Source organism: Providencia sp. PROV061, assembly GCF_011045655.1.
Classification (GTDB): domain Bacteria; phylum Pseudomonadota; class Gammaproteobacteria; order Enterobacterales; family Enterobacteriaceae; genus Providencia; species Providencia hangzhouensis.
In genome coordinates this window covers 3,099,399-3,125,401 of the sequence record NZ_CP042861.1, presented here as the reverse complement: position 1 = coordinate 3,125,401, position 26,003 = coordinate 3,099,399, and the positions used below count along the sequence as shown (strand labels likewise).

The following is a 26,003-nucleotide window of genomic DNA, read 5'->3' as shown; positions in this document are numbered from 1 at the left end:
AGCCAGAACAGAATCCTTGTGATGAATCAAAAACGCTGGGATAAGTGGGATAACGGGATAAGAACTAAAAAAGATAACAGTATTATTAAGTTAGGTTACTTCTATTTATCCCATGTTATCCCAAGCTATCCCAAAGGTAATGATAATAAATTGTTATAAATGTTAATTAAAAACCAAAGTTATCCCAAAAATAAAAAGTCTGGGATAAGAAAATAGGGTGTTTGGGATAAGTTAACCTGATGATATTAAATAGAAATAACCAACTTATCCCGTTATCCCAAAGAAAAATCGATTTTCGCCTATAGAGAGATATTTAAATGAAGAAAATAGAAAAACAAAAATACATATTAAAAGTGATGGTTTCTGCACTGAATGAAATCATTAGCAAAGGGTGTATTGATCTTGATGGAAAATCACAAACCGAAGACACAGACAAGCAAACGGCCTATATAGAAACGGTTATTTTTGATAAGCCGACAATTATTAATTGGAGAGATGCTGGATATGACGAGTTGCGAATCAGTGTTTGGTGGGACTATACGCCAGAACTAATTCCTGAGCGTAAAAAATACGCGCTATCATTATGTAATCAGCTCACACCTAAGCCACAAGCAAACGCTAGATACTATAGATATATTCTTGGTGCTTGCGGTAGTTGCTACCTCGAAAGAAGAACGGGGAAATTCATTATTGGTGATGAAAATAATCAGTTTTTTGATATGTACGTCCGTGAAGATTCGGAACGATTATTAAAAAATGCTGAACTCGCAGAGCCAAAGGGATATCAAACGCACGGATGGATCAAGGAGTAATTAAATGGCAAGAGCAACATTAATACTAAAACGGAAAAATCCACCAGCGACGAACACACCAAAAAACACACAGGCTAAAACGCCACAGGAAGCCCCACAGCAACCGAAGAAGAAAAACAAGGCAGATGTTCACGCGAAGAAGAAACAACACCGTATCGACCGTATAGCGAAGCACTGGACTCTATTCAGTGAGCCAGAAGCCAAGCCGCTAATGATTGGTATCAAGGAAGCTATGATTGCTGATGTTAAAGATAAAGGGCTGGATATCCCAGAGAGCCACATTAAACAGGGATTACGGTCATACATCAGCCGCAAGGCTTATTTGAAAGCCCTTACTCTGGGCGGCAATCGGTTTGATATGTACGGGCAACCTAACGGAGAGGTTACGCCAGAACAACAAAGCATAGCGGAGCAAAAACTGATAGAGTGGCTAAAGAAATGATACAGGAGCCTTATGAAAATTATTTACAGAAGCAAAGGTAATCAAGATGTAATTGAATTGGCTTATACAATCTTTGAGCTTGATAAAATTAAATATGCCATGCAAGCCGTCAGGCGTATCGCTGACGTTAATGTCAAAACTTCAGGATTTATATTTAGACGCATGGTTATTACAGGTACGCCAGATCAAATCAAAATTGCTAGAAAGGCTCTGATTAGGCGTTACAGATAGTTATTAGTTGAACACCGCCAAAGCATAAGCCGAGGCGGTTATGTATAATTGGCCTTATCAACTAAAAGGATCACCAAATGAAAAAAATCATGATAACGGCTCTATTGGCTTTGTTTCTATCGGGATGTGATAACAGTCCACCAGCACCCTACGGATTTAAGTGGGGGCAGTCGGTGGAGGATATCCAAAAGTTAAACTTAGATGGGATAATATGCTATGAGGGGGCTGTTTGTAATGTTGAAGAAATGCCAGACCACACCCGCGGACAGGCCGTGCTAATGTTTAACAAAGAATCAAAGTTAGTTGAAATACTTTATACAAATACGCTTGAAATCATGAATACCAGCGAAGAGCAGGCGCTTAATGAATATGAACGGGCAATCACCAATTTGACTGCGGTTTATGGTAGCCCAATACAAAATATAAAAAGATTGGATGATGCCTCTAATTTGTTTGGGTGCTTACAAAAAGCTGGCTGTGCTGAATTTGCCACCAAGTTTAATAAAGATGGATATGCCGTAAACTTGTATATGGTAGATGGTAAAAATGACGCCGTATTTATACTAACAGAGTATACAATCCCCAAAAAATGACTATTTAAAACTTAGAAATGAAAGCCGACCTTGAGTCGGTTTTTTGTTGTCTTAAATTTCAATTAAATCAAATTAAGTAGAAAATATTTCTATATTTATATCTTTTTATAGCAATATATTATTGTTTATTTTTTACTCTGAATTATAATTGTGGTGTATATAACAACAGGGTGGATAAAAAATCATGGATAAGCAAAAAAGAACCTTCAAGGCAGTGTCAATTGAAAGCGACATAGTAGACCGTGTTAAAAAATTTAAAGAAAAACAGGGTGAAAAAGATGTTTTCATTCAACGAGCGCCTATTGGTCAATTAATTCAAGGTCTATTAAGTGATGCCTTACAGCGTGAGGGGTTCTAATGGAAAAGTTACAGCAGTTAGCAAGTACCATAGCTCAGATTTATGTTGATGGGCTAAAAGCGGAAACGGGAACAACATTAGTGTCTTATAACGGCATTACAGGCGAGGTGATCCCTGAATTGCTGGCGGCAGGGCTATTTGATAATGCGGTGTATATCGTTAAAACGGATGGAGAGCAAATTGACGTTGAAGGTAAGGCGTTTAATTTACTGTCACCACTGATTAACCTTTCAACAAAGCCTTACTCACTAACAGAGCGTGCTTATAACGTGATTAATTTTTTAAATGCGAAAGCATTAAAAGCGCGAAATATTTTATCCAATAAAACGAATTGTAATTAATAGGTGATGATATGGCTGACAGTCAAAGTGTAGGTGGTATTCATTATGATGTAGACATGAATATTGAGGGGTTAGTCGGAGGTGGAAAGGCTGTAGAAAAAGAACTAACCAAGCTTGAGAAAGGGTTTGATGGGGCCAGTAAGGGGATTGCCCGATTAGATAAAGCAGCAATGGCAGTATCTAACTCATTAAAAATGCCCGAGCTAAATAGGCTATCCAGAGATATGGCTCAATTATCAGGGAAGATGGGGGCTAACTCCATCGCAACAGATAAGGCCATGCAGTCACATAATAGATTTACAGGTGTACTTAGCACCGTATCAAGCCAATTAAGCGCTGGATATATTGGTAATGTAGGTAGCGCTACGGCATCACTAATCAATCATACTAAAGCAGCCTTAGAAGCGACACAGGCGGAATTAGCGAACGCTGAAGCCAACAAGAAACAAGCTGAGACCTATCAAGCATCAGCGGCGCAAATGGTGTTAAATGCCAAAGAAGAAAAAGCAGCCGCACAATCAGCAATTGAACTCGCTAAAGATAAAGTGGCGGCAGCAGATAGCTTGACGATATCGTTAGAAAAACAGCGAGTAGAGCTAGAGCAGCAGGTAAAAGTCCAGAGGCAGATATTAAGGGACGCTAAAGAAACATATAAAATAGCGCCAAAAGATGAAAATTTTCAAGATGTTGTTGTCGCTAGAAATAAAATGATGGCTACCGAAAAGAAAATACAAGCCATCGGTAATCAGATAGACAAAGAGCAAGTTTCCGCATCACAGGCCCTGAAAAAAGCTAAAGAAGCAGAAATAGCGGCAAGCGCAAAAGTAACAGCCGCTACAGCGCTTGAACAGAAAGCTAAGGCGACACTGGCAACCGCCAATGAAGCAGTTGCTACAGCTAGCGCAAAAGCGACAGCGGCAACCAAAGCACAAGCTATAGCGATGAATGGCTTGCGTGGTGTAATGGCTTTGCTTGGTGGGCCTACTGGTTTATTTCTTTTGGCAGCCGCAGGAGTTTACGCTCTCTATGAGGCAATGACTGATGACACGGCAATAAAAGAGTACAACGCTAAAATCGATGAGATGATCACTAAGATTGACTCGCTCACATCTAAACAAGCGGAAGTAGTTTCTAGAGAGCTTGGCATCAGGATTGCCAAAACAAAAGAAGAATTAGCAAAAAGCGTTGAACAGGCTAAAAAGCTAGAAGGTGCCCTAGAAAGGATGAATGCCATCCCCAATAAGAACTCGGATGTATTACAATCTATCAAGTTGGCTACTAAACAGTTAGGGGAATACAATCTTGTTATTGTTGAGGGAACAAGAAGAATAAGAGAGCAAGAAGCCCAACGAAAACAACTAAATAAAGTTGAAGCAGATAGGAAAGGACTTAAAGATGAACGCGTAGATGCGATGAACATCTTTAACGATGCTGCTAAAGGTGCTATTGAATCCAACAAAATGCTAGCCAAAACTATAGAGCTAGGCTCTCCTGCGCTGGCCAAGATGGAAATGGAAGTTTCCGCACTTGAACTAAGTTTATCTGCGGCAGGAATTAGCTCAGAAGAAGCTGAAACTCAAATTTCCAATTTAAAGCAAACATTAGAAGCTGGAAGGGCTGACAGCTTTGAATTAATGCTTCAAGGCATTGAGGAAAACGTCCAAGCCTTAAAGATAGAGATGGAAGAAGGCAAAGACGCTGCTATAGAGTATTTGGCTACTGTCCAAATGGCTAAGGCTGGCGTTAGCGATGATGGTATGCTTGATCGCTTAATTAGTGGATTAAGAAAGCAGCATGAACTTCAAACGCAAATATCTAACGGAAAGAAAAAAGGCAGTGGCGGCAAAAAAGATAAGGCAGGAGACGAGCTTAAACGCCAACAAAATGAAGTCGCCGCACTTAATAAAAGGTTTGAATTACTTAGCACTGGTGTAGCTGATGCTAATAGAGATATGGCTATGTTTGAAGCCGTCCAGAAGCTAGGCGCTAAGGCTACAGATAAGCAAAAAGAAGCCACTGAAAAAGAAGCAGCAGAAATATATGACCTTACTCAAAAGGTCAATGACTTCATCCAAGCGCAAGAAGCCACACCAGAATTAAAGCTGGCCCGTGAATTCGGGGAGGAAGCTAAAACTATTCGTCGTATGTTTGATGAGGGATTCATCGATAAAGAAACGTTCACGCGATTAGGCCGAGAGGCAACTCAGGCATTTGAGCAGGGCATGTCTGATATTCGCATAGAAACAACCTCAAACAATATCATCACAGATATTGGTGAAAACCGCGCTAAATTCGACCCTATCCAAGCATTGGCTAATGAAAACACCCGTAAGCTTGCAATGATGAAAGAGTATTACGATCAGGAACAGAAGCTACTGGATGATTCATACGCTAAGCAGCAAATGACCCACGAGCAGTACACAGCGGCTAAATCTGCAACCGATATGCAATATCATCTGTTAATCACAGCAATGGATAAGCAATATCAACAGCAGCAATTAGCGGCGCAATGGGAGCTAATGAGGCAGCAGAACCTAGGCTATGAAATGTTGGCTTCAGCGGTTGATTCTCTGGCTGGGAATGCTTCAAACGTTATTACTGGGTTAATGACAGGCACTATGTCAGCGGCTGATGCTATGCGCTCATTGGGTAATACGATTCTAAATAGTGTCGTTAACTCTATCGTGCAGGTTGGCGTTGAGATGCTGAAAAACTTCATCATAGAGCAGACTATTGGTAAGGCCTCTCAAGTTGCCAATGCTTTAGCAGCCAAAGCTGGTGGAGCAGCAGCATTAGCAGCATGGACGCCAGCAGCAATAGCCGCATCGATTGCTACAGGTGGGGCAGCCTCATCGACAGGGTTAGGTGCTTTCCAAGCATCAATGCTATCTGGTCAAGCTCTCTCTATCGGGTTAGCCGGTGCAAGATATAACGGTGGACCCGTAAAAGGTGGTTCAGCTTATGAACTTGGTGAGAAGAATCTGCCAGAATTGATGCAAATAGGAAACAAGCTGATCGGCATACCCGGTAATAACGGGAGGGTGTTCAGTTATGACGAAATAACAGGCGCACCAGTGATACCCAAAGCGCCTACAGGTAAGCAATATCTGAACCATAAGAATAATGAGCGAGCAATACAGAATAAAGATTTAATGGGTACTGGCAACGGTGGTGCTTCTCTTCAAGTGATAATTGAAAACCATGTGGCAAATGCCGCCATCGAACCAAGAATGGAAAAAGGGCTTACTGGTGAGGATGTAGCAAGAATAGTGATAACAGACCTAAGAGAAAAAGGAAGAATACATCGTGCCGTAATAGAAAATACAACAGCAGGACCTAGGATATAAAAGTTAGCATGGGCGAGAAATCGCCCTTAACTTTGATGATTTAGATACCAGTACGCGCGAGGGGAAACATGCAGAAAACAACCAAGAAGAAAACCAACCGTTATTTTAATGATGTGCCGACAACGCGCCTAATCGTAACGTGTGAGCAGTCAGTCATTGATATGGTAGATATTCACATTAGAGCCGATAGAGTGACGAGGGGCAATCGTGCGGAGTTTGTGAGGCAAGCAATCATTGAGAAGCTACAGCGCGAACTTTGATGATTTATGCAACATTACGTGCGCGTGCGCGAGGCTGTAAATCTTTGACGATTTAGTGACACGTTATGAATGATGATTTTCGGGCACGTTAGCAAAGATAGTTAGATAGTTTTTACACATCGTAGAACGGGAGTTTTCGGACATCGTAGCAAGAGCTTTCGGAGTCCATAAAAAAGGGTTGAATTAGCGACAAATATAGATATTAAATCTTAACAATTCTTAACGTTTTTCTAATGCCAAAATCCTAACAAATCCTAACGTTAATTCAGATGAAATCTTAAGGTTTCTTAAGGGTAAATGATAACATTTGATAACATATTTCAGTCAATACCACCTCACGAAACCTCACGCATTAATCCTAACAAATCCTAACGTTTTAGACTGATTGAGATGGTAGCTAACATGTCGAGAAATAAATAATATTTAGTGAAATATCGCACTGCGCATTGATGCCAAAATTGCGCACTAAAACTGCGAACAAAAGTGCGAATAAAAGTGCGAATTCGCAGTTGGCCATGAAGTGGGAATGTAGTGTTGAAGCCCCTTTCTGGGTGGCTTTATTCAATGATGGCCTGTTAACAATTGTTAAGGTTGTTCGCAGTTTGCTACTTCATAAAACTTCAGGTTGAACTTAGTAAAACTTAGTAATCATTCGCAGTTTGATATGTATCGGAATGTATCGGTAAATTGCGCACTAGATGATAAGTTTTGATAAGGTCTCGTGCGCAAGTAAATTACTATCTTTGATGTTAATAAACGTAATTACGGATGTTGATTTTATTTAAAAAAGATGGCGTAAATTCCATAAGCAGCTAAAGCAAGAAATAAGTAAAATACAAATTTAACTTTCTTTTGTGTGACCCTTTTATTGATAACGCAAGTTTCATCAAAAAAATAGTTAATAAATTCAGGCTCACTTATTCCAATATCACCGTCATTTAGCTCAATTGATTCCATATACTTTAAACTGGCTATTTTATCAGTTGAAGAGTTAGTATCATCTAATCTAACTTGGTCATTGATAAAAGCATTCCAAGCCATTATCCGAGACATTCTCTCCCCCGAAGTATGGCAAGACTCAATCTCTTGTAGGCGTAAACGATAGGCTTTATTTATTTTTTCAATCCCATAGATTTCAGTATTGTTCATTTTGAATCCCTTAAGTTGCTACAAGTAGACAAGTGACAGATGTTTGATATAAATATTTACTTATAACAATCAGAAACTCAACTTGTTCGAAATATCTTTGTGACGCTTCCACGCTGAATAAATATCCTTATCCCACGCTTTACCGCCTTTAGTTTGATATCCAGCCTCATTAATCCGTTCAGCGATAATGCGCCCGTTATCTATACCCTCTGATAGCACTAAATTAACCACAGAAACGACAGCAGACTCATTATAGGTATACGGTGGAATATCTGCCTTACCAGCAATTAAAGACGCTACAGATGATTCTAGGCGTTCCACTAGCGATAACATACGAGCGTCAGGATTGCTGTCTGGGCGGTTTAATTTCTCTTTGATAGCTGAGACTATCCACGCTGTTTTATCGCTGCCAGAGTTCGATACAGCATCATTAAACAGGGCTTGCAGTTCAGCAGGTAACCGAAAGGCAATAAGATTAGATTTACTCATGATAATAGTCCGTTATTAGCTCAATGAGTGGCTATTATATCAGCGTATAACGGTGTTATACAGATTAGAAAATGTAAAATTGCTGGTGGATTTAACGAGTAATTCTATAACTTAAAGTTAGGGTAACTCACTGTAAAACAAGCAAAGCGTATTATTGCGCTTTGTAACTGACTGAATACATGACAAAGCTCAAGTTTGAGCGCAGTCTAATTTTACCAATAGAATCAATCGGCTCATTTTTGAGCCTGTATTTATCAATAGAAACAATGCCCTCAAAATTGAGGAGAGGTAACGATTGTGATTATGGCCATAGTCGGAAAGGGTGACAGTTGAAATGCTACCCTTGATACTGAGGACGGTTTGAAATGAAGCTCTCATATCAAAACCACAAAAAATTAGTGCCTTTAGCCAAAGTAGCTAAGTATTAGGCAATACAGCTAACTATCCAAAAAACACGGTGTAGCTATTTTGATATCAAAAAGAATCGCAATAATAACGTACCAAAATGGTACTAATATAAACCACGGTGGTACTATCGTGTTGCTATAGTGATTGTAAGGTATCCGTTTTGGTATCCACCGAAAAGGCTATATTTTACTGGATACTCCCTCCGCTGAATGTTGACAATTGTTGACATCAGAACCAGACAAAACCAGACATGGGAACCTGACAAAACCAGACATGGGAACCTGACAAAACCTGACATGAGAACAAAGTAAATGTTGTTAATTGTTGTGGTCGAAAACTTGTCAAAACTTGTCATCACGCCAAAGAAATTTATAAGCCCCGTCCAAAATCAAATAGGTACGCAGTAGGTATGTGTTTAATTCTCGCATTTCGCTATAATTAAATAAAATCATGATGTTGTGGAAAAGTACGCAGAATGGTACGCAGCAAAACAAGGGTAATAAGTTTGGACTAGTCTTGACAGATATAACTTGGTTGCCATTTTGACGGTTGCCACTCTGGTTGCCAGCAAAACAGCATGTTTTATGCTAGTGGAATGATGGGCTTTGATTGTTCCAATTCAGCACAATCAAGGTATAGCGATAATCACAACACCTTTGAGGTATAGCCATGTTACAACGTGAAGCAATAGAAGCCGTTATGATGGAGTTAGCCCACCAGCAAGGGCAATCACTCAACGGACGCGATAGGTTAGCCATTAGAACAGGTGTAGCGCAGACGATACAGGCTAAAGAACGGCACAGACGGAGAATGACAGCACCTACCTACCAATGGACGAAGCCAGCACAGAAACGGTGATGCGAAGATAATCGCAATGGTCAAATATTAAGCGATGCAAGAAAAAGTGCGACGGTATACAGGCTATAGGTTGCCTTGAAATCAAGGGCACTTAAGGCGACTGAATAGGACTCCTTGATATTAAGGAGACATGAGGCTCTGAAATCGGAGGCTCGTCACTGGCTGGCAATATTCCAATAATGCCCACGAGATAAAAGTAACCACTCTGGTAACCACCAAAAGTAACCACAGGACAAATTTGTCCTCAGGGAGTAATCCCACAGTGCAAATAAGCACTCTGAATAAAAATCAACAACTTAAACTATGCTACCCTCATCAATGAGGGAGCCAAAATAAACATTACCGCAAAATTTAAAAATTGATGTTGCCCTCACTAATGAGGGAGAGATAGGTAGCGACAATAACGAACTACGGCAAGGTTACGGCAAGGTTGAACGGTGAGATTACGGTGAGGATTAAGTCGATAACGGTAAGGTTACGGTAAGGAATCAGGGCGAGATTACGGCGAGGTTTCCAGTGAAAACGCACTTTAGCAAATGGAAACTAACACTAAGGTTACGCTAAGGTTTCAGGCGGTCAATTTGACCGTTAGTAATGAAAACAATGTATTGCCACCTATTACCATTGGTCACTGAAACGATGACCAATGAGCGTTAATCTGGTTTTGTGACAGAATTAAGCGTTATCAATCAGTTATATTTTGATTCCGTCGATTTAACGGAATTAAGTATAATCAATAGGTTATAGCTACATACGGGATTATCCCGTATCATCATGGATAAATTAACGTTTAGATCACCATAGAAATTAGAATTATTATCCGATCTTCCAGAATCCCACTAGCATTATATTTTAACCACTGGCTTATATTGTGATGGTATCAAGATGAATAAACCAGAAATGAGAAAAGCAAAATCAATCAGGATCACCACATCAGGAACGGTAATAAAAGCTCCTGAGCGAGTTAAAACAGCCACAGGTAAAGTTATGGCCACAATGACTATTCAGGCTGAGAGTGACAAGCGTAGCCCGTACCCATTAAAGATAGTGGCATTCGATATTAACGCGCTGGAGCTAATGACCTGCCAGAAAGGAAACAAAGTAACTGCTACAGGTCGTTATGAATGGTTTAATGGTTATCAGCTAACAGGGGCGCAGATAGTTACAGGTTAGTAAAAGTTAGTATCATCATAAGCCGATTTGAAATCGGAAAATCTAAATAGGCTATTTCTCCTCTTTAAACTAACCCACAATTAGTTACCTACCTTTAACTGACCCTCTTTAAGATGACCAGTTCAACTAACCCGAAAATATCGGGGCAGTTCGAATAGGTCCACCAGCCTACCTATTCTATTTTGTATAACCCATATTGAGGTGCGCAAATAATCACTGCCGTCATTTAAATCTCACAAGTGTTAATTTTACAGTTCCGTTTGAAACGGAGTCGTGAAAAACACGGGGAGGGTTATTTCTGGTTGGTGTTTCATTATCTGCAATGAAGTTGCCATTGATGATATTTATGCAATGATGTTACTGGAAAGTGTAGGGCTAACATTGAGATTAAAAATCACCTCAAAACAGGCATGACAAAAATATTAGGGGGTACATTTGGGGGTATCTATAAAGTTAGAATTTAAATAATTATTTAATATCAATGAAATGAGTGATGTGTATGGTTCTCTCCTCCTCCGCCATCTTCACTTCTAGCAACATTTTCTAAAGTCTTCCAATCCCCTTAAGTTATACAAACAAGCAAACAAGCATTCCAACTAAATCCCATTATCCCAATATCTACTAACGTCTATTGAAAACTATCCCCTTTAGGTGGCACATATAGGGGTACATCATGCGGTGATGGAAAAAATTTTTAGGAGTTTAAAGACAGAAAGACTCAATCATTTATCGTTTATGAATCATCAATCTGTTATCGATGAGGTTGAAAATTACGTTTAGTTTTACGATTATTATCGATGCCATTCAAAGATTGGTTATTTAACACCACATCAAAAATATTGTGAATTCAAAGATGCCGCTTAGATCTTCTACTGAATTTGTTGATCATTTCAACGATCATAATGATGGAACAATGGTATTTCTGAATGTCGTTTTTTAATGCATAGAGCAACGATTTCTTCACCGTCTTCATTCTCATGTTGTCATCTAAATGATAACCCAAATTTTTTATGAATAAGCATCTGTAATTAAACTTAAATCAGTATTGCCTTCATGAGTTTATAAATAGGTAATATAAGCGACACAAGATTGTATTGGTTGCGTGGGAGTAAATCCTGACTTAATTAAATTTGGATGCTGATGAAAGCAATGATGATTTAATGTTGTTAGATGATAATTTCGTTTAGTTGGCACCAATAATCGATGTTTTTTAAATAAAGAAAATAATCGTTCACGTCCAATAATTAATTGTTTTTGTTTGAAAATAAAGTGCAACTACGAACACTTAATAGAGGCATGAAAAATGCGCTCAGATTTCACTGAATAGACAATAATATCATCTGACTTCTCTTTTTATCAGATGTATCTTGTCGTTTGTAATAGGCTTGACGGCAGATCCTCATAAAGTGACAAACTGTGGTGATTGTGAGTTTTTTAATCATTTTTTCTTTAATAACACCGCGTTGCGCTTGTTTGATAAGCGAACTCAAAATCTCTATCCATGTGCCACTCTGAACCTCGGCGGCGTTTAGTCTTAAAGAGCTAATTTAAATTTTAACACTTCATCAGTGTTAAAATTTAATCTACCAGTACTATTTATTATTGACTATTTTATATTAAATTTTTAACGTTAAAATGAATAATCCATTATTTTTATTTTGGTTAATAATTCTATTGATTATCTCACTGAATGTTATATTATGAAAAAAGATAACTATGTGATTGAACTGTAAATATATAAATCAATTATTAAACTGCTATAAATATGAAATAATCATTTCCTATTTCGATATTCTAAATATGAATACATTCATTGGAGAGTATTAATTAATGAATAATATACTTGCAGTATTGGATGTCCCAAATACAGCATTTATGCTGCTTTGTACAAGTCTTGTTATGCTAATGACTCCTGGACTTGCTTTTTTCTATGGTGGATTAGTCTCTCGTAAAAGTGTTATTACCATTATGTCCCAGAGTTTCTTTTCTATGGGGTGGGTGGCAATTATTTGGTTCGTGGTTGGTTATTCATTATCGTTCGGTCCCTCGATTAATGGGATTGTCGGCGACCCATTTTATTATGCATTCTTGAATAACATAAGCCCTCAAACGATGTATACCGGTAATGATGGCGGTTTACCAATACTGGTTCATTTTGGATATCAAATGATGTTTGCGATTATTACCCCAGCCTTGATTACAGGAGCTTTCGCAAATAGAGTTAATTTCCCTGCTTATCTCATCTTTTTAACCTTATGGACATTATTTGTCTATGCACCGTTCGTTCATATGGTTTGGAGCCCAGATGGCATTTTTGCTAAGTGGGGAGTTGTTGATTTTGCGGGTGGTATTGTCGTTCACGCAACAGCCGGTTTCGCTGCAATAGCTTCAGCGTTATATGTAGGTAAAAGAGTCGTTAAGTCAGATGGTACTCATAATATTCCTTATATTGCACTTGGCGCGGCTTTATTGTGGTTTGGTTGGTATGGTTTTAACGCTGGGTCTGAACTGCAAGTCAACACCGTAACCGTTTCGGCATTTATTACTACTGATATTGCGGCTGCATTTGCGGCAATTACTTGGTTTATTATTGAACGCTTGCATACAGGCAAACCTAAACTTGTCGGCTTTTTAACAGGGGCAGTAGCCGGTTTAGCCACTATTACACCTGCTTCAGGTTATGTTTCAATTGGTTCTGCAGCAATTATCGGGGTTATTGCCAGTATCGTCTGTTATACCTGTGTTTTCTTAGTCCGACGCCATTTAGACGATGCATTAGATGTATTCGGTGTGCACGGTGTTGGTGGTATTACAGGCTCGATTTTAGTCGGTGTATTTGCATCAACGGTTTGGAATGCGAAAGGGCCAGCAGGGTTAATTGAAGGAAACGGGATGCAAATTGTGAAGCAAACTGTGGCCGTTGTCTTTACCAGTATTTGGTCCTTTGTCTTTACAATCTTAATTCTTTGGATAATCAATAAATTTACGCCAGTCAGAGTTGACCAAAGTGCTGTTGGTGACAATTTAGATACCGTTGAATTTGATGAAGACGCATATCGAGAAAAAGCAGATTAGTTATCAAATATATTATTTCTTGCAGTTTATCCTAATTGGTGGGTTTATTTGAACTACCGGTTGGGATAGCTGCTAAATACAGCTGGTAATTTAGGATGGGTATATGAAAAAGAAGATAGCAATAGCTATTCAGGCTATTTGTTTTATGGGGCTATCGATGGGGGCAAATGCTGCGACCGATACACAGCAACCACAAACTTTGCGTCTAGCGATTGGTTCTGAGCCAACTGAAGGGTTTGACCCGATGTTAGGCTGGAGCCACGGCAGCTATTTACTTTTACATAGTCCATTATTAAAACAAAAAGCTGATTTATCTTGGCATAGCTATATGCTTGAAAAATATGAGCATTCAGATGATGGTAAAGAGTGGACGTTAAAATTAAAAGACGGACTAAAATTTTCCGATGGCTCCCCATTAACCGCAAAAGATGTTGTTTTTACCTATAACAACGCCGCCGCAAGTGGTGGAAAAGTCGATATGGGGAACTTTGCTAAAGCAGAGGAAATCAACCCATCTACTGTTAGAATGACTTTATCTGCTCCGCAAAGTACCTTTATTAACGTATTAGGTTCATTAGGGATTGTTTCTGCGGATAAATATGATGCGAAAAAATACGCCCATAATCCTATCGGAGCAGGTCCCTATCGCTTAGTGAACTTCCAACCAGGTCAGCAATTAATTGTTGAAAGAAACCCATTTTATGCGGGGCCTAAAAACGATTTCGATAAAATGGTTTTTGTTTTCTTGAATGAAGATGGTGCTTTTTCTGCCGCTCAAAGTGGTGAATTAGATATTGTTCGTATTCCTGCTGCCGTGGCGAGTAATGCGAAAGATGTGAAAAGCATGAGATTGATTGAGCGCCACAGTGTTGAAAACCGAGGAATTTCCTTCCCAATTCCACCTGCGGGAGAGAAAAATGCGTCAGGCGACCCAATTGGTAACGACATTACTTCCGATGTTGCTATTCGCAAAGCGATCAACTACGCCATTGACCGTAAGCTATTAGCAGACGCGGTATTAGAAGGTTTTGCGATCCCTGCATATACTGGCGTTGAAGGCCTACCTTGGAATAACCCTCAATCTTCATTTAAAGATGGGGATGTCGAAAAAGCGAAAACTATACTTGAAGATGCTGGCTGGAAGCTGAATAAAGACGGCTTAAGAGAAAAAGATGGCAAAGTGGCGAAACTGACGCTTTGGTACGCCAGTGGGGATAGCACTCGTCGTGATTTAGCTCAAGCCGTAAGGGCTAGCTTAAAGCCAATTGGTATTGAGATGGATTTAAAATCAGGCAGCTGGGAAACCGTGGAAAAGTACATGCATGCCAACCCAACATTATTTGGGTGGGGGAGTCTTGACCCAATGGAGCTTGTTCATAACTACAGCAGCAAAGCCGCTGGTGTGGGGTTCTATAACGCGGGTTACTACAAAAATCCAGCAGTCGATAAGGTGATAGAAGAAGCACTTCGTCAGCCAGACCAAGATGCGGCAATTCCATTTTGGCAAAAAGTGGATTGGGATGGCAAAACAGGAACAGGTATCCAAGGTGACGCCGCTTGGGCTTGGTTAATGAACGTACAACATCTTTATTTATTGAATAACTGTGTTGAACTAGGTAAGGGGGCACCTGAAATTCATGGTTCATGGTCAGTATTGAATAATGTGGATGATTGGGCGTGGACCTGTAAATAATGCGGACAACCATCGGGCTTTTATTGCGGTTTGTCTGTTTATTATTAGTGACAGCATTTGGGGTTTTTATTCTCCTAAGCTATTCACCAATAGACCCAATTAAAGCCTACATTGGCAATGATTTAATGCATGTTCCCCCCGAGCAATATCCATTGATTGCAGCTCGTTGGGGGCTTGATCAGCCATTATGGATGCAGTTCTGGCATTGGTTTTCTCAGTTATTACAAGGTGATATGGGGTACTCCATGCTCTATAACACCCCTGTTTCACAGGTGATTGCTGATAGGTTAGCGCCTTCATTAGCTTTGTTATTATCGGCATGGCTATTTTCTGGGGCGATGGGTTTTGGTTTGGGGTTGGTAGCCGGGCGTTACCTAAATAGATGGCCGGATAAAGTCATTTCAACACTGTCTTATTTATTGGCTTCAATTCCTGTTTTTTGGGTTGGCTTACTTTTATTGTCACTTTTTGCTGTTTCATTACAGTGGGCGCCAATTTGTTGCGCTTGGCCGATAGGCTTAGATGAACAAACATCAACATTGTCACAAAAAGTGCATCATCTTGTGTTACCTGTAGTGGCTTTAGGGATGTTAGGCATTGGTAATATAGCTCTGCATACTCGTTCGAAAGTTGCTGAGGTGATGAACAGCGAGTTTATCCACTATGCGAAAGCACAAGGGGATAAAGGGTGGCCGATGGTCAGCTTTCATGTAGTAAAACATGCGGTTACACCTGCAATATGTTTACAGTTTGCCTCAATGGGAGAATTGCTCAGTGGCGCATTGCTAGCAGAAAAGGTGTTTGCTTACCCTGGCTTAGGACAAGCAACCATTGATGCGGGTTTGCGGGGTGACATCCCTTTATTAATGGGGATTGTGATGTTATGTGCGGTAGTGATTTTCTTTAGTAACAGTATTTCTGACATGATGCTCAAGAGCGTGAATAAAGGGGTACTCCGAGAGCCATGACTTATAACCCAAATAAGGCTTTAATTAAGTTAGTTATATCCTTGTTGTGTTTATTCGCTTTAGGGGCTTATGCAGCATGGCTTTCCCAAACAGATGTAGAAGTGAATTTACTCGACCGTCGACAAGCGCCATCGTGGATACATTTATTTGGTACTGATAATTTAGGTCGAGACTTGTGGGATAGAGTATTCCAAGGAATAGCGACCAGCTTACAAATTGGCACCATCGCAGCCGTATCGAGCGGAGCGATAGCACTCGTGATGGCAAGTTTATCCTCATTTAGTAAGACGATGGATTATGTTATACGTGGATGTATTGATTCGTTATTAGCACTACCTCACTTGTTATTGCTGATATTGATTTGCTTTACATTAGGTGGTGGCAAAGTGGGTGTAATTTGGGCGGTTGCGTTGACACATTGGCCAAAGTTGACGTTGATCTTACGTTCCGAGTTGCTCCGAGTGCAGCAAACAGATTACATCATGTTATCGAAACGGATTGGAAATAGTGCGCTCTACCGATGCCGGTATGACTATTTACCGATGATCCTTTCACAATGGTTGGTGGGGACATTATTGATGTTCCCACATGCGATATTACACAGTGCAGCACTGAGTTTTTTGGGTTTTGGTTTGTCTCCACATGAAGCATCGTTAGGTATTTTGCTTTCCGATGCCTTGCGTTACTTGAGCACAGGAGCATGGTGGTTAGCCATGTTTCCGGGCATCGCATTAGTTGGTTTAGTGCTGTTATTCGATCAATTTGCTAAAGCAGTACAACAATTATGGTTGAGGAGCGATTGATGCTAAGTTTTGATAACCTTACGATTGATGTAGCGAAATTTCGCTGGCTAGGCAAAAAACAGTGGTCTCCGCTTTTACAAGATATTTCATTGGATGTGGCTCCAGGTGAAATGGTTGCATTGGTAGGAGGAAGCGGGGAAGGGAAAAGTTTACTACTGCAAAGCAGTTTAGGTTTGTTACCTGAAAATATGCGTTGCCGTGGTGATATTGTGTTAAATGGAAGTCAGTTAACAGAAAAGTCAAAACAGCAATATCGCGGCAATTCATTATGCTATATCCCTCAAGGAGTTAGCGCATTAAACCCTCTCATTAAGATAGGGCCTCAACTTGAACGTGCCGCTGTCTTAAGTGGGCAGCATATTCAAATGCACGACGTCGCGTTGCACTTACAACAATATAATTTACAAGCAGATTTAATCCATAGTTATCCCAATAAGCTTTCCGGGGGAATGGCAAAACGAGTTCTGGCTTGTAGCGCGACACTTTCCCAAGCTGAATATATTCTTGCGGATGAAATTTCATCTTGGCTAGACGATGAACATGCGATGCAACTTCTACAACATATCAAGTCTCTTTGCTTTGATGGTAAAGGTGTTTTGTGGGTTACTCACGACCTTGCAATGGCTGTTCGTTTCGCTGATCGCATTGCGTTATTACGTAATGGTGTTTTAGAAGAAGTACTCAGTAGTGAAAGATTAAAGCAAGGCGGAGGCGGGAAATGGTTTCAATCTCTATGGAATTCTTTGCCTGAACAACAATTTATGAATTGGACTAATACTATTTAAAAATTAAACATAAGGAATAGCCAATGTATATCCAGTCTTATTTTGATTAATTAAATTGGAATGTTTATTGGTTAGAGTTTTATTTAATTTGTCGTTATTAGATGTTTAACTCAATTTATATTTTATAAACAAAGTGAGTATTAGCTCGGAAAATGATTATTTATCAATATTAACAATGTTAAGTTTTATCAATTGAGGAGGCGTTATGCAATTAACCCCAAGAGAAATTGAAAAATTGATGGTTTATACACTCGCAGATGTGGCTGAAAAACGCCGTGCACGTGGTGTGAAATTAAATTATCCAGAAGCTGTTGCCATTATTACAGTCACGGCACTTGAAGGGGCGCGTGATGGTAAAACTGTTGAAGATGTAATGAAAGAAGCGGCGACTGTTTTAACAAAAAAAGACGTTATGGATGGCGTAGGGGACTTAATTCCAAATGTGCAGGTTGAAGCGATTTTTACTGATGGTACTCGCTTAGTGACAGTCCACAATCCGATTAAATAAATGAAGGAGAGGTGAATCATGAGTAATTCAAAAGCAGACATTAAAGTTCCGACTCCTTTAGGTGGTGTTATTTTTGCTGATGAGCCTATTGAGTTCAACGTCGGTAAACCTGAAACAAAAATTAAAGTTCGTAATACGGGTGACAGACCAGTGCAAATTGGTTCCCACTTCCATTTTTTTGAAGTTAACCATGCATTAGAGTTCGACCGTGCAGCGGCTTACGGTAAGCGTTTAAATATTGCCTCTACAACGGCAATTCGTTTTGAGCCAGGTGATGAAGTTGAAGTTTCACTGATCCCTTACGGCGGAAAACAAAGTGTATATGGGTTTAATAACCTTGTTGATGGTTGGGCGGGTGATAACGTTGCCGCTACTGAACGTCCTGCTAAAGCAATCGCCTTAAATAAAGCAATTGCTCGTGGTTTTAAGCATAAGGAACAGTAAGCGCGTTAGATGTCAGTAATGATAAATAACAATTCACCTTCTTCACATTAAGGTAAATAACATGCCAAAAATTTCTAGACAAGAATACAACGGTTTATTCGGGCCAACAGTTGGCGATAAAATTCGTTTAGGCGATACTGACTTATATATTGAAATCGAAAAAGATTTACGTGGATATGGCGAAGAGTCTGTCTATGGTGGTGGTAAATCTTTACGCGATGGTATGGGCGCGAATAATACTTTTACTAGCGATAATGGCGTTTTAGATTTAGTAATTACTAACGTCACCATCGTCGATGCGCGTTTAGGCGTGATTAAAGCGGACGTGGGGATTAAAGCGGGTAAAATCGTTGGTGTCGGTAAAAGTGGTAACCCAAATATTCAAGATAACATTACACCGGGCATGGTTGTTGGGGTATCAACAGATGCTATTTCTGGTGAACACTTAATTTTAACAGCTGCGGGTATTGATACTCATATCCATTTAATTTCTCCTCAGCAAGCTTATGCGGCGTTATCAAACGGTGTGACAACCTTCTTTGGCGGTGGTATTGGTCCAACAGATGGAACTAACGGTACAACAGTAACCGCAGGTCCTTGGAACATGCGTTCTATGTTACGTGCAATCGAAGGCTTACCAATCAACGTGGGTATTTTAGGGAAAGGCAACTCTTATACGCGCGAACCATTGATAGAGCAATTGGTTGCGGGTGCAGCGGGTCTGAAAGTGCATGAGGACTGGGGCGCAACAGGGAACGCTATCCGCCATGCGCTACGTATTGCTGATGAGTTTGATGTACAAATTTCTGTGCATACAGATAGTTTGAATGAAGGTGGTTATGTTGAAGATACCATCGAAGCATTCGAAGGCAGAACTATCCACACTTATCACACTGAAGGTGCAGGTGGTGGACATGCCCCTGATATTATTAAAGTTGTTAGCCAACCTAACGTATTACCAAGCTCAACAAACCCAACATTACCGTTCGGTGTTAACAGTCAATCAGAGTTATTTGACATGATTATGGTATGTCATAACTTGAACCCAAATATTCCGTCGGATGTTTCATTTGCAGAAAGCCGTGTTCGCCCTGAAACCATTGCAGCAGAAAACGTACTACATGATATGGGTGCTATTTCGATGTTCTCAAGTGACTCACAAGCGATGGGGCGTGTGGGTGAAAACTGGTTACGTATTGTTCAGACTGCCAACGCGATGAAAGCTTCTCGTGGCAAGCTACCTGAAGATGCACCGGGCAATGATAACTTCCGTGTTCTACGTTACGTGGCAAAAATCACTATTAACCCAGCAATTGCTCAAGGTATCAGCCATATCTTAGGCTCGATTGAAGTTGGGAAAATGGCCGATCTCGTATTATGGGACCCGCGTATGTTTGGGGCTAAACCTAAACTGGTTATTAAAGGTGGTATGATCAACTGGGCTGCAATGGGCGACCCAAATGCTTCCTTACCAACACCACAGCCAGTTTTCTATCGCCCAATGTTTGGTGCGATGGGTAAAACTGTTAATGACACTTGTGTGACTTTTGTTTCACAAGCCGCATTAGATGATGGTATTAAAGAAAAAGCAGACCTTGAACGCCAAGTGATTGCTGTCAATAACTGCCGAGCGATCGGGAAGCGTGATTTAGTGCGTAACGGTGAAACACCAAATATCGAAGTTGATCCTGAAACTTTTGCTGTAAAAGTGAATGGTGAACATGCAACTTGCCAGCCGATTAGCGAAGCCGCAATGAACCAACGTTATTTCTTTAGCTAATTGTACATGTTTGGATTATCTGCCTGCCAGTGGTGGGCAGAATTAACATAAAAGGTAATATTATGATCATTATTGAACATATTCTTGGCAATGTTAAAAAAGACCCAATGTGGCAAGCACGCCAGAAAAATGCCGATGTTGATACGTTGATCCTCGATCAACGAGAAGCACAGAAAAGCCGCTGTCGAAAAAATACGGAAAAAGGCCAAGACTTGGGTATCGCGCTGGACAGAAACGTCTTGTTATCTGATGGCGACGTTCTGCTATTTGATGAAGCCACCAACACAATGACGGTAGTTCAGATCTCTTTACGTGACGTCATGATGGTCAATTTATCCCACCTGAAAAACTTGAGCACAGAAGAGCATATTCGTATTAGTTTTGAATTAGGGCATGCTTTAGGAAACCAACATTGGAAAGCTGTTTTAAAAGGTGATCTTGTTTACGTGCCATTAACGGTAAGTGAAAAAGTGATGGGATCAGTGATGCGTACACATGGGTTCGGTGAAGAAACATTTGCCTTTGTGAAGGGTGAAAGCATTTTACCTGAATTGAGCCACTCTGAAGCACGCTTATTATTTGGTGGTGCAGAGGAAACGGATACGCATGTTCATGTGGAGTTAGGACAGATCCACGGACACAACCACAGTCATGATCACAGCCATGGACACGATCACAGTCATAATCACCATCATGACCATGGGCACACTCATACACACAAATAACGTTCGTGTCCATGAGTAAGGAAAGTGATATGGAAGCATCTGACCTAATTAGAATTATGCAGTTTGGTGATTCAGCGCTGCCAATTGGTGCGTTCACATTTTCAAATGGGGTTGAATCCGCCATTCAAAAAGGTGTTGTCCACGACAAAGAAACGCTGAAATCCTTTGTTCACACGTCTTTGAAGGTCGCAGCACATTCAGATTGCATTGCGATTGTGGCGGCACATCGTGCCGTTCTTGCACAAGATCATGACGCATTAGCGAAGATTGATTGGGCAGTGCATAATCGCAAATTGAATGAAGAAGCGCGAATAATGACGACTCGAATGGGAAAAAAACTCGCTGAAATCTCAGTTCATATTTTTGATGACCCACAAGTGAGTGGGTGGCTTGCGAAAATCAAAGCCAATGAGGTTCCAGGGACCCAGCCAGTCATACAAGCCATTGTTATGGCGGTACAAGGGATCACCGAAAGAGATGTTGTTGTGATGCATCAATATGGTATTGCCATGACAATCTTAAGTGCCGCGATGCGATTAATGCGTATCACACACTATGAAACACAGCATATTCTTTTTGAATTAAATGAAGAAATTAAGGCTTTTTGTGACATCGCAGCCTGTGGTGATATAGAGCAAATGTCCTCATATGTTCCTGTTATTGATGTCTTAGCTGCGGTACACACTAAATCGTTTGTTCGTTTATTTATGAATTAGCGAACAACTAAAAATTTTGGGGAAAAATGATGAAAAAAATGACTCGGATCGGAATTGGTGGGCCTGTTGGTTCAGGAAAAACAGCCATTATTGAAGTGATCACCCCGATCCTTATTGAAAGAGGCATTAAACCGCTAATCATCACAAACGATATTGTGACGACCGAAGATGCGAAACAAGTAAAACGTACCTTGAAAGGTATTCTTGATGAAGAGAAAATTTTAGGTGTTGAAACCGGGGCATGTCCTCACACTGCGGTACGTGAAGACCCAAGTATGAACATTGCTGCAGTTGAAGACATGGAAGAACGTTTCCCTGATAGCGACGTGATCATGATTGAAAGCGGTGGAGATAACTTAACATTGACCTTTAGCCCTGCACTCGCGGACTTTTACATCTATGTTATTGATGTGGCTGAAGGTGAAAAAATCCCACGTAAAAATGGCCCAGGCTTAGTACAAGCTGATATTTTAGTTATTAATAAGATTGACTTAGCGCCTTATGTTGGTGCTAGCCTTGAAGTGATGGAGCATGACACTAAAGTTGTTCGTGGGGAGCGTCCTTACGTACTAACTAACTGTAAAACAGGGGAAGGGGTTGTTGAGCTAGTTGATATGATCATGGATAAATTCCTCTTTACGCACCAAGTTCCAAGGGGGTAAAGATGACGAATTTCAGGGCAGATATAGCAAATACTCCAACGCGTGTTAAAGCTCATATTTTAGGCTGCAATGCCCCTGAACTCGCCGCATATCAAGATGAACCGAAGCAAATGCAAAGTGGTGCTGTGGGTAAAAGTGGTTACCTAAAATTAAGGTTTGCTCAGGGAGAATATCGTAGTGAGCTGGTGGAAATGGAGCGTCGTGTTCCCTCTTTAGTGCAAAAAGCACTGTATTGGGATGAATTGATGCCCCAGCTACCCTGCGTCACTATGATCTCTACCTCTGGCAGCTTATTACAAGGTGATAGGCAAGCCCTTGATATTATAGTTGAAAAGGGTGCTTGTGCTCATGTGACAACGCAATCTGCGACCAAAGTTCATATGATGGAAGCGAACTATGCTACTCAGTACCAAAATATTATTGTTGAGGAGGACGGGTATTTAGAATATTTACCCGACCCTATCATTCCTCACCGTAATTCTCGGTTTATTACTGACACGCGGATTAATATTCACCCAAGTGCAACTATGATTTACTCAGAAATATTGATGTCAGGACGAAAGTATCATCATCCTGACGAACAGTTTGGCTTTGATGTTTTCTCATCACATATTCGAGCGGAGTCATCGTCCAATAAAGAATTATTTGTTGAGAAATACATTTTAGAGCCAAAAAAATCACCGCTAAACATTACCGCAGTTATGGATAGCTTCGATACGTTTGGCAATGTGATTTTATTGACACCTAAAATTCACCATGAACGTATTTTAGAACGTCTAGATGCGATATATGACCCGAAAAATGAAATTGCTTTTGGTGCAACTCAATTACCGAATGATTGTGGATTAATATTTAAAGCGTTGGGTGTTGATAGTCCAAAAGTAAAGGATGCTGTTAGGTATTTTTGGCAAATAGCGAGAGAAGAAATATTAGGTATTTCGCTACAAGAGCCTTTTTTATGGCGTTAAATATGGTTCGATGTATTAAATGTATCTTATTGCATTTAATACAATGTGGTAATGATTGTCATAAAATGACTGAAATAACCTGCTAGGTTATCAAGGTAATTTATTAATATATTATCAGTAGAGTGATTTTTATAAATTCTCTACTGATATTCCTATTAAGGAATTTCACGATGGAAAAAATAATAAATCAGAACGCTTGGAATAAGTTAGCCAGCAAAAATATGACGATTCAATTTATTGATGTCGTCTTGCGTGGATGTGCTCAAGTTATGTTTCAAAATAACGCACTAACCGGACTTCTATTTTTTATTGCGATTTTCATCGGTGCGTTTTTAGAAGGAATGCCACAAGTCGCTTTAGGCTGTTTGTTAGGCACCGTTGTCGCTACACTGACAGCTTATATTAGTAAATTAGATACTGAATCGTTGCGCTCGGGGCTTTATGGTTACAATGGTTGTTTAGTGGGTGTTGCATTACCGACTTTCTTAGAGAATACCCCATTTGTTTGGGTAACTATCGTATTGGGGAGCATCGTTTCGGTTATAGCGACTATCTCTTTAATGGATTTTCTTAAGAATTGGAAAGTTGCAGCATTAACAGCTCCTTTTGTTTTAGTATCATGGATTATTTTGCTCGCGAGTTACAACTTCTTAGGTATTGAAGGCGTTGCATTACCGACTCCTGCACTACCTAAACAACTTATTGAACCTATTGGATTAATTCCGCATAGCGATCTGGTTGCTGATGTTTTCCGTGGTATTTCTGAAGTTTTTTTACTTAGTAGCATGATTGTTGGCATCATCTTTGTCATTGGCTTAGCGGTTAGTTCTATATGGGCAGCGATATTTGCGGTATTTGGTTCTCTTCTTGCCTTTATTGTTGCAACTCTTTTAAAAGGTGACTTTGCGAGTATTCATACAGGGTTATATTCGTTTAGTGCTGTATTAACTGCAATTGCTTTAGGTTCTACCTTTAACAAGCCGAGCTATCGCGTGGTCGTCTATGCCATCGTTGGTGTGATATTTACCGTATTTGTTCAAGGGGCACTCGACATAATTCTTGAACCATTTGGTATTCCGACCTTAACGATGCCATTTGTTCTCGCATCATGGTTATTTCTAGTACCGAACCAAGATATTATGCCTAAACATCGACAGTAATATTGGCACTAAAACTTTTGGTACTCAATTATGAAAAAAAATGCAATATATAAATATATTCAAAATATGAGAATGCTACGCTTAGTGCTCGCATTATTAATACTTGCTGATGGGATATTGATTATTCTCCCCATCATCTCAACTTATGATCTTCATTTATATCCTCAACATCTAGGTTTTGTTGATTGGCTACAATCATTAGGGCTGGTTAAATTATTAGATATTCCAAGGTTTGCTATTGGCGTTGTACTCATTATTCTTGCTATTCCTATTTACTTAGGTCTACGTATCGGTTGGTTATTTAGCTGTTTTATGCTGTTCATTATCATGTTAATTAACTTGGTATTAGCAAGAGAAAATGTCCTGACTGGAACTTTTTCACTAATCGTTCTGATTATTGCTGTTGCAAATTGGAAAGCATTTAATCGCCATAGCTTATCTGGTGCAGGCTTTGTTGCTTTCATGAGCTTAAGCGTACTATTGGGTTATTCTGTATTTGGTACTTTATATTTAGGCGAGCAATTTCAACCCCATGTTACTGACATCTCATCTGCATTCTATTTTGCTTTGGTATGTATGACGACGGTGGGCTTTGGTGACATTATTCCGATTAGTGTTGAGGCAAGACTGTTTACAATTTCGATTGTTATTTTAGGTATTACAATTTTTACAACCTCTATTGTGTATTTTCTAGGGGTATTTGCAAAAAGCACACAAGAAATTGTTAAGAAGAGATTATTCCGTATGAAAAACCACTATATTATTGTTGGCGCAAGCCCTTTAGCTTTAAACACCTACCACGGATTAAGAAAGCGTGACTTAGACGTCATGGTACTTTGCCATGAAGATCAAAAAAAGAGCTATCCAGATAATGCGCAAGTTATTACCACGGAACAAATCAATAAACATGCATTAAATAGTGCTAACTTAGGTCAGGCAAAAGCCTTATTTATTCTTGGTGGTTCTGATTCGGAAAACACCATCTCTATGTTAGCTGCGAAAGAAATTGTCGGTGGAAATATTAAAAGCGTCATTGCTGTAAATGATGATAAAAATTACGAAAATATGCAGCTATTACATGCAGATTTACTTATTTCGCTTTCATCTTTAGGAAGTGAAGTTTTGATTAAAATGATCTTTGGTGAAAACATTAATAACCAAGTGATGGAGAATATTATTTTTTCAAACAACATATTAGATTCGTAATATGCTGGGGGGCCCAATGGTAAAATTGCTACTTGAGTATCTACAGTTT

General features: G+C 39.8%; 26 protein-coding genes and 1 pseudogene. 25 read left to right on the top strand and 2 right to left on the bottom strand.

Going from position 1 to position 26,003, the window contains the following annotated elements; genetic code table 11:
• Window positions 1-21 precede the first annotated feature (21 nt).
• From FVA72_RS14285 to FVA72_RS14250, 8 genes are all read left to right on the top strand, one after another.
• Window positions 22-159 carry a hypothetical protein gene (locus FVA72_RS14285; RefSeq protein ID WP_165119736.1) on the top strand — a complete coding sequence of 46 codons (138 nt, stop codon included), beginning with the start codon at window positions 22-24 and terminating at the stop codon, window positions 157-159.
• Window positions 160-317: 158 nt separating this feature from the next.
• A complete protein-coding gene (locus tag FVA72_RS14280) occupies window positions 318-812 on the top strand; it encodes a hypothetical protein (RefSeq protein ID WP_137019109.1) in 495 nt (164 codons plus the stop codon).
• A 4-nt stretch (window positions 813-816) separates the two neighbouring features.
• Window positions 817-1,254, top strand: coding sequence for a ProQ/FINO family protein (locus FVA72_RS14275; RefSeq protein ID WP_137019107.1), 438 nt, complete (start codon window positions 817-819; stop codon window positions 1,252-1,254).
• 12 nt (window positions 1,255-1,266) lie between these two features.
• Window positions 1,267-1,485 (top strand): tryptophan synthase subunit alpha, encoded by a 219-nt coding sequence (locus tag FVA72_RS22080; RefSeq protein WP_137019060.1) that lies wholly within the window; start codon window positions 1,267-1,269, stop codon window positions 1,483-1,485.
• A 77-nt stretch (window positions 1,486-1,562) separates the two neighbouring features.
• Window positions 1,563-2,078: a hypothetical protein gene (locus tag FVA72_RS14265; RefSeq protein WP_137019105.1), complete on the top strand. Its 516-nt coding sequence runs from the start codon at window positions 1,563-1,565 to the stop codon at window positions 2,076-2,078.
• 184 nt (window positions 2,079-2,262) lie between these two features.
• Window positions 2,263-2,436 carry a 3-hydroxybutyryl-CoA dehydrogenase gene (locus tag FVA72_RS14260; RefSeq protein ID WP_080641485.1) on the top strand — a complete coding sequence of 58 codons (174 nt, stop codon included), beginning with the start codon at window positions 2,263-2,265 and terminating at the stop codon, window positions 2,434-2,436.
• Window positions 2,436-2,777, top strand: coding sequence for a hypothetical protein (locus FVA72_RS14255; protein WP_243154711.1), 342 nt, complete (start codon window positions 2,436-2,438; stop codon window positions 2,775-2,777). Before FVA72_RS14260 ends, FVA72_RS14255 begins: the two co-directional genes overlap by 1 nt.
• Before the next feature lie 11 nt (window positions 2,778-2,788).
• A complete protein-coding gene (locus FVA72_RS14250) occupies window positions 2,789-6,124 on the top strand; it encodes a hypothetical protein (protein ID WP_137019103.1) in 3,336 nt (1,111 codons plus the stop codon).
• 1,037 nt (window positions 6,125-7,161) lie between these two features.
• Here FVA72_RS14250 and FVA72_RS14245 read toward each other — a convergent pair.
• Together FVA72_RS14245 and FVA72_RS14240 are read right to left on the bottom strand one after the other, a co-directional pair.
• A complete protein-coding gene (locus FVA72_RS14245; RefSeq protein WP_126436657.1) occupies window positions 7,162-7,533 on the bottom strand; it encodes a hypothetical protein in 372 nt (123 codons plus the stop codon).
• A 69-nt stretch (window positions 7,534-7,602) separates the two neighbouring features.
• On the bottom strand, window positions 7,603-8,022 hold the full coding sequence (locus FVA72_RS14240; protein ID WP_008915279.1) for a hypothetical protein: 420 nt from the start codon (window positions 8,020-8,022) through the stop codon (window positions 7,603-7,605).
• A 1,077-nt stretch (window positions 8,023-9,099) separates the two neighbouring features.
• Here FVA72_RS14240 and FVA72_RS14235 point away from each other — a divergent pair.
• From FVA72_RS14235 to FVA72_RS14160, 17 genes and pseudogenes are all read left to right on the top strand, one after another.
• Window positions 9,100-9,288 (top strand): hypothetical protein, encoded by a 189-nt coding sequence (locus FVA72_RS14235; protein ID WP_137019099.1) that lies wholly within the window; start codon window positions 9,100-9,102, stop codon window positions 9,286-9,288.
• Window positions 9,289-10,173: 885 nt separating this feature from the next.
• On the top strand, window positions 10,174-10,461 hold the full coding sequence (locus tag FVA72_RS14230) for a hypothetical protein (protein WP_137019097.1): 288 nt from the start codon (window positions 10,174-10,176) through the stop codon (window positions 10,459-10,461).
• A 672-nt stretch (window positions 10,462-11,133) separates the two neighbouring features.
• A pseudogene (locus FVA72_RS21740) lies at window positions 11,134-11,325 on the top strand (IS3 family transposase); the annotation flags it as partial.
• A 966-nt stretch (window positions 11,326-12,291) separates the two neighbouring features.
• Entirely contained in the window at window positions 12,292-13,536 is a 1,245-nt protein-coding gene (locus tag FVA72_RS14225) for an ammonium transporter (RefSeq protein ID WP_004256087.1), read from the top strand.
• Between the two features lie 103 nt (window positions 13,537-13,639).
• Window positions 13,640-15,229, top strand: a complete 1,590-nt coding sequence (locus FVA72_RS14220) for an ABC transporter substrate-binding protein (RefSeq protein WP_110591471.1) — start codon at window positions 13,640-13,642, stop codon at window positions 15,227-15,229.
• Complete coding sequence (locus FVA72_RS14215; RefSeq protein WP_110591472.1) at window positions 15,229-16,197, top strand: ABC transporter permease; 969 nt, start codon at window positions 15,229-15,231, stop codon at window positions 16,195-16,197. Before FVA72_RS14220 ends, FVA72_RS14215 begins: the two co-directional genes overlap by 1 nt.
• Entirely contained in the window at window positions 16,194-17,000 is an 807-nt protein-coding gene (locus FVA72_RS14210) for an ABC transporter permease (RefSeq protein ID WP_004256081.1), read from the top strand. Before FVA72_RS14215 ends, FVA72_RS14210 begins: the two co-directional genes overlap by 4 nt.
• Window positions 17,000-17,785 carry an ATP-binding cassette domain-containing protein gene (locus FVA72_RS14205; RefSeq protein ID WP_004256080.1) on the top strand — a complete coding sequence of 262 codons (786 nt, stop codon included), beginning with the start codon at window positions 17,000-17,002 and terminating at the stop codon, window positions 17,783-17,785. Before FVA72_RS14210 ends, FVA72_RS14205 begins: the two co-directional genes overlap by 1 nt.
• A gap of 205 nt (window positions 17,786-17,990) precedes the next feature.
• Window positions 17,991-18,293, top strand: coding sequence for an urease subunit gamma (locus tag FVA72_RS14200; RefSeq protein WP_004256079.1), 303 nt, complete (start codon window positions 17,991-17,993; stop codon window positions 18,291-18,293).
• A gap of 18 nt (window positions 18,294-18,311) precedes the next feature.
• Complete coding sequence (locus FVA72_RS14195; protein ID WP_004256072.1) at window positions 18,312-18,737, top strand: urease subunit beta; 426 nt, start codon at window positions 18,312-18,314, stop codon at window positions 18,735-18,737.
• A 61-nt stretch (window positions 18,738-18,798) separates the two neighbouring features.
• Entirely contained in the window at window positions 18,799-20,517 is a 1,719-nt protein-coding gene (locus FVA72_RS14190) for an urease subunit alpha (protein WP_004256069.1), read from the top strand.
• Window positions 20,518-20,579: 62 nt separating this feature from the next.
• Window positions 20,580-21,242: an urease accessory protein UreE gene (gene ureE, locus FVA72_RS14185; protein ID WP_036957902.1), complete on the top strand. Its 663-nt coding sequence runs from the start codon at window positions 20,580-20,582 to the stop codon at window positions 21,240-21,242.
• Between the two features lie 29 nt (window positions 21,243-21,271).
• Window positions 21,272-21,958 (top strand): urease accessory protein UreF, encoded by a 687-nt coding sequence (locus tag FVA72_RS14180; RefSeq protein ID WP_036957901.1) that lies wholly within the window; start codon window positions 21,272-21,274, stop codon window positions 21,956-21,958.
• 29 nt (window positions 21,959-21,987) lie between these two features.
• Window positions 21,988-22,620, top strand: a complete 633-nt coding sequence (gene ureG / locus FVA72_RS14175) for an urease accessory protein UreG (protein ID WP_036957900.1) — start codon at window positions 21,988-21,990, stop codon at window positions 22,618-22,620.
• A 2-nt stretch (window positions 22,621-22,622) separates the two neighbouring features.
• Window positions 22,623-23,588 (top strand): urease accessory protein UreD, encoded by a 966-nt coding sequence (locus FVA72_RS14170; RefSeq protein WP_004256062.1) that lies wholly within the window; start codon window positions 22,623-22,625, stop codon window positions 23,586-23,588.
• 170 nt (window positions 23,589-23,758) lie between these two features.
• The gene (gene yut, locus FVA72_RS14165; protein WP_004256061.1) at window positions 23,759-24,748 is read left to right on the top strand and encodes an urea transporter; all 990 of its coding nucleotides are present in this window, start codon (window positions 23,759-23,761) and stop codon (window positions 24,746-24,748) included.
• 30 nt (window positions 24,749-24,778) lie between these two features.
• Window positions 24,779-25,954, top strand: a complete 1,176-nt coding sequence (locus tag FVA72_RS14160; RefSeq protein WP_004256060.1) for an ion channel — start codon at window positions 24,779-24,781, stop codon at window positions 25,952-25,954.
• Window positions 25,955-26,003: the final 49 nt, after the last annotated feature.

What these genes read in the sequence shown, in the direction of transcription:
- FVA72_RS14285 (WP_165119736.1), top strand. Translation starts at nt 22, where the DNA reads ATGAATCAAAAACGCTGGGATAAGTGGGATAACGGGATAAGAACTAAA.
- FVA72_RS14280 (WP_137019109.1), top strand. Translation starts at nt 318, where the DNA reads ATGAAGAAAATAGAAAAACAAAAATACATATTAAAAGTGATGGTTTCT.
- FVA72_RS14275 (WP_137019107.1), top strand. Translation starts at nt 817, where the DNA reads ATGGCAAGAGCAACATTAATACTAAAACGGAAAAATCCACCAGCGACG.
- FVA72_RS22080 (WP_137019060.1), top strand. Translation starts at nt 1,267, where the DNA reads ATGAAAATTATTTACAGAAGCAAAGGTAATCAAGATGTAATTGAATTG.
- FVA72_RS14265 (WP_137019105.1), top strand. Translation starts at nt 1,563, where the DNA reads ATGAAAAAAATCATGATAACGGCTCTATTGGCTTTGTTTCTATCGGGA.
- FVA72_RS14260 (WP_080641485.1), top strand. Translation starts at nt 2,263, where the DNA reads ATGGATAAGCAAAAAAGAACCTTCAAGGCAGTGTCAATTGAAAGCGAC.
- FVA72_RS14255 (WP_243154711.1), top strand. Translation starts at nt 2,436, where the DNA reads ATGGAAAAGTTACAGCAGTTAGCAAGTACCATAGCTCAGATTTATGTT.
- FVA72_RS14250 (WP_137019103.1), top strand. Translation starts at nt 2,789, where the DNA reads ATGGCTGACAGTCAAAGTGTAGGTGGTATTCATTATGATGTAGACATG.
- FVA72_RS14245 (WP_126436657.1), bottom strand. Translation starts at nt 7,533, where the DNA reads ATGAACAATACTGAAATCTATGGGATTGAAAAAATAAATAAAGCCTAT.
- FVA72_RS14240 (WP_008915279.1), bottom strand. Translation starts at nt 8,022, where the DNA reads ATGAGTAAATCTAATCTTATTGCCTTTCGGTTACCTGCTGAACTGCAA.
- FVA72_RS14235 (WP_137019099.1), top strand. Translation starts at nt 9,100, where the DNA reads ATGTTACAACGTGAAGCAATAGAAGCCGTTATGATGGAGTTAGCCCAC.
- FVA72_RS14230 (WP_137019097.1), top strand. Translation starts at nt 10,174, where the DNA reads ATGAATAAACCAGAAATGAGAAAAGCAAAATCAATCAGGATCACCACA.
- FVA72_RS14225 (WP_004256087.1), top strand. Translation starts at nt 12,292, where the DNA reads ATGAATAATATACTTGCAGTATTGGATGTCCCAAATACAGCATTTATG.
- FVA72_RS14220 (WP_110591471.1), top strand. Translation starts at nt 13,640, where the DNA reads ATGAAAAAGAAGATAGCAATAGCTATTCAGGCTATTTGTTTTATGGGG.
- FVA72_RS14215 (WP_110591472.1), top strand. Translation starts at nt 15,229, where the DNA reads ATGCGGACAACCATCGGGCTTTTATTGCGGTTTGTCTGTTTATTATTA.
- FVA72_RS14210 (WP_004256081.1), top strand. Translation starts at nt 16,194, where the DNA reads ATGACTTATAACCCAAATAAGGCTTTAATTAAGTTAGTTATATCCTTG.
- FVA72_RS14205 (WP_004256080.1), top strand. Translation starts at nt 17,000, where the DNA reads ATGCTAAGTTTTGATAACCTTACGATTGATGTAGCGAAATTTCGCTGG.
- FVA72_RS14200 (WP_004256079.1), top strand. Translation starts at nt 17,991, where the DNA reads ATGCAATTAACCCCAAGAGAAATTGAAAAATTGATGGTTTATACACTC.
- FVA72_RS14195 (WP_004256072.1), top strand. Translation starts at nt 18,312, where the DNA reads ATGAGTAATTCAAAAGCAGACATTAAAGTTCCGACTCCTTTAGGTGGT.
- FVA72_RS14190 (WP_004256069.1), top strand. Translation starts at nt 18,799, where the DNA reads ATGCCAAAAATTTCTAGACAAGAATACAACGGTTTATTCGGGCCAACA.
- ureE (WP_036957902.1), top strand. Translation starts at nt 20,580, where the DNA reads ATGATCATTATTGAACATATTCTTGGCAATGTTAAAAAAGACCCAATG.
- FVA72_RS14180 (WP_036957901.1), top strand. Translation starts at nt 21,272, where the DNA reads ATGGAAGCATCTGACCTAATTAGAATTATGCAGTTTGGTGATTCAGCG.
- ureG (WP_036957900.1), top strand. Translation starts at nt 21,988, where the DNA reads ATGAAAAAAATGACTCGGATCGGAATTGGTGGGCCTGTTGGTTCAGGA.
- FVA72_RS14170 (WP_004256062.1), top strand. Translation starts at nt 22,623, where the DNA reads ATGACGAATTTCAGGGCAGATATAGCAAATACTCCAACGCGTGTTAAA.
- yut (WP_004256061.1), top strand. Translation starts at nt 23,759, where the DNA reads ATGGAAAAAATAATAAATCAGAACGCTTGGAATAAGTTAGCCAGCAAA.
- FVA72_RS14160 (WP_004256060.1), top strand. Translation starts at nt 24,779, where the DNA reads ATGAAAAAAAATGCAATATATAAATATATTCAAAATATGAGAATGCTA.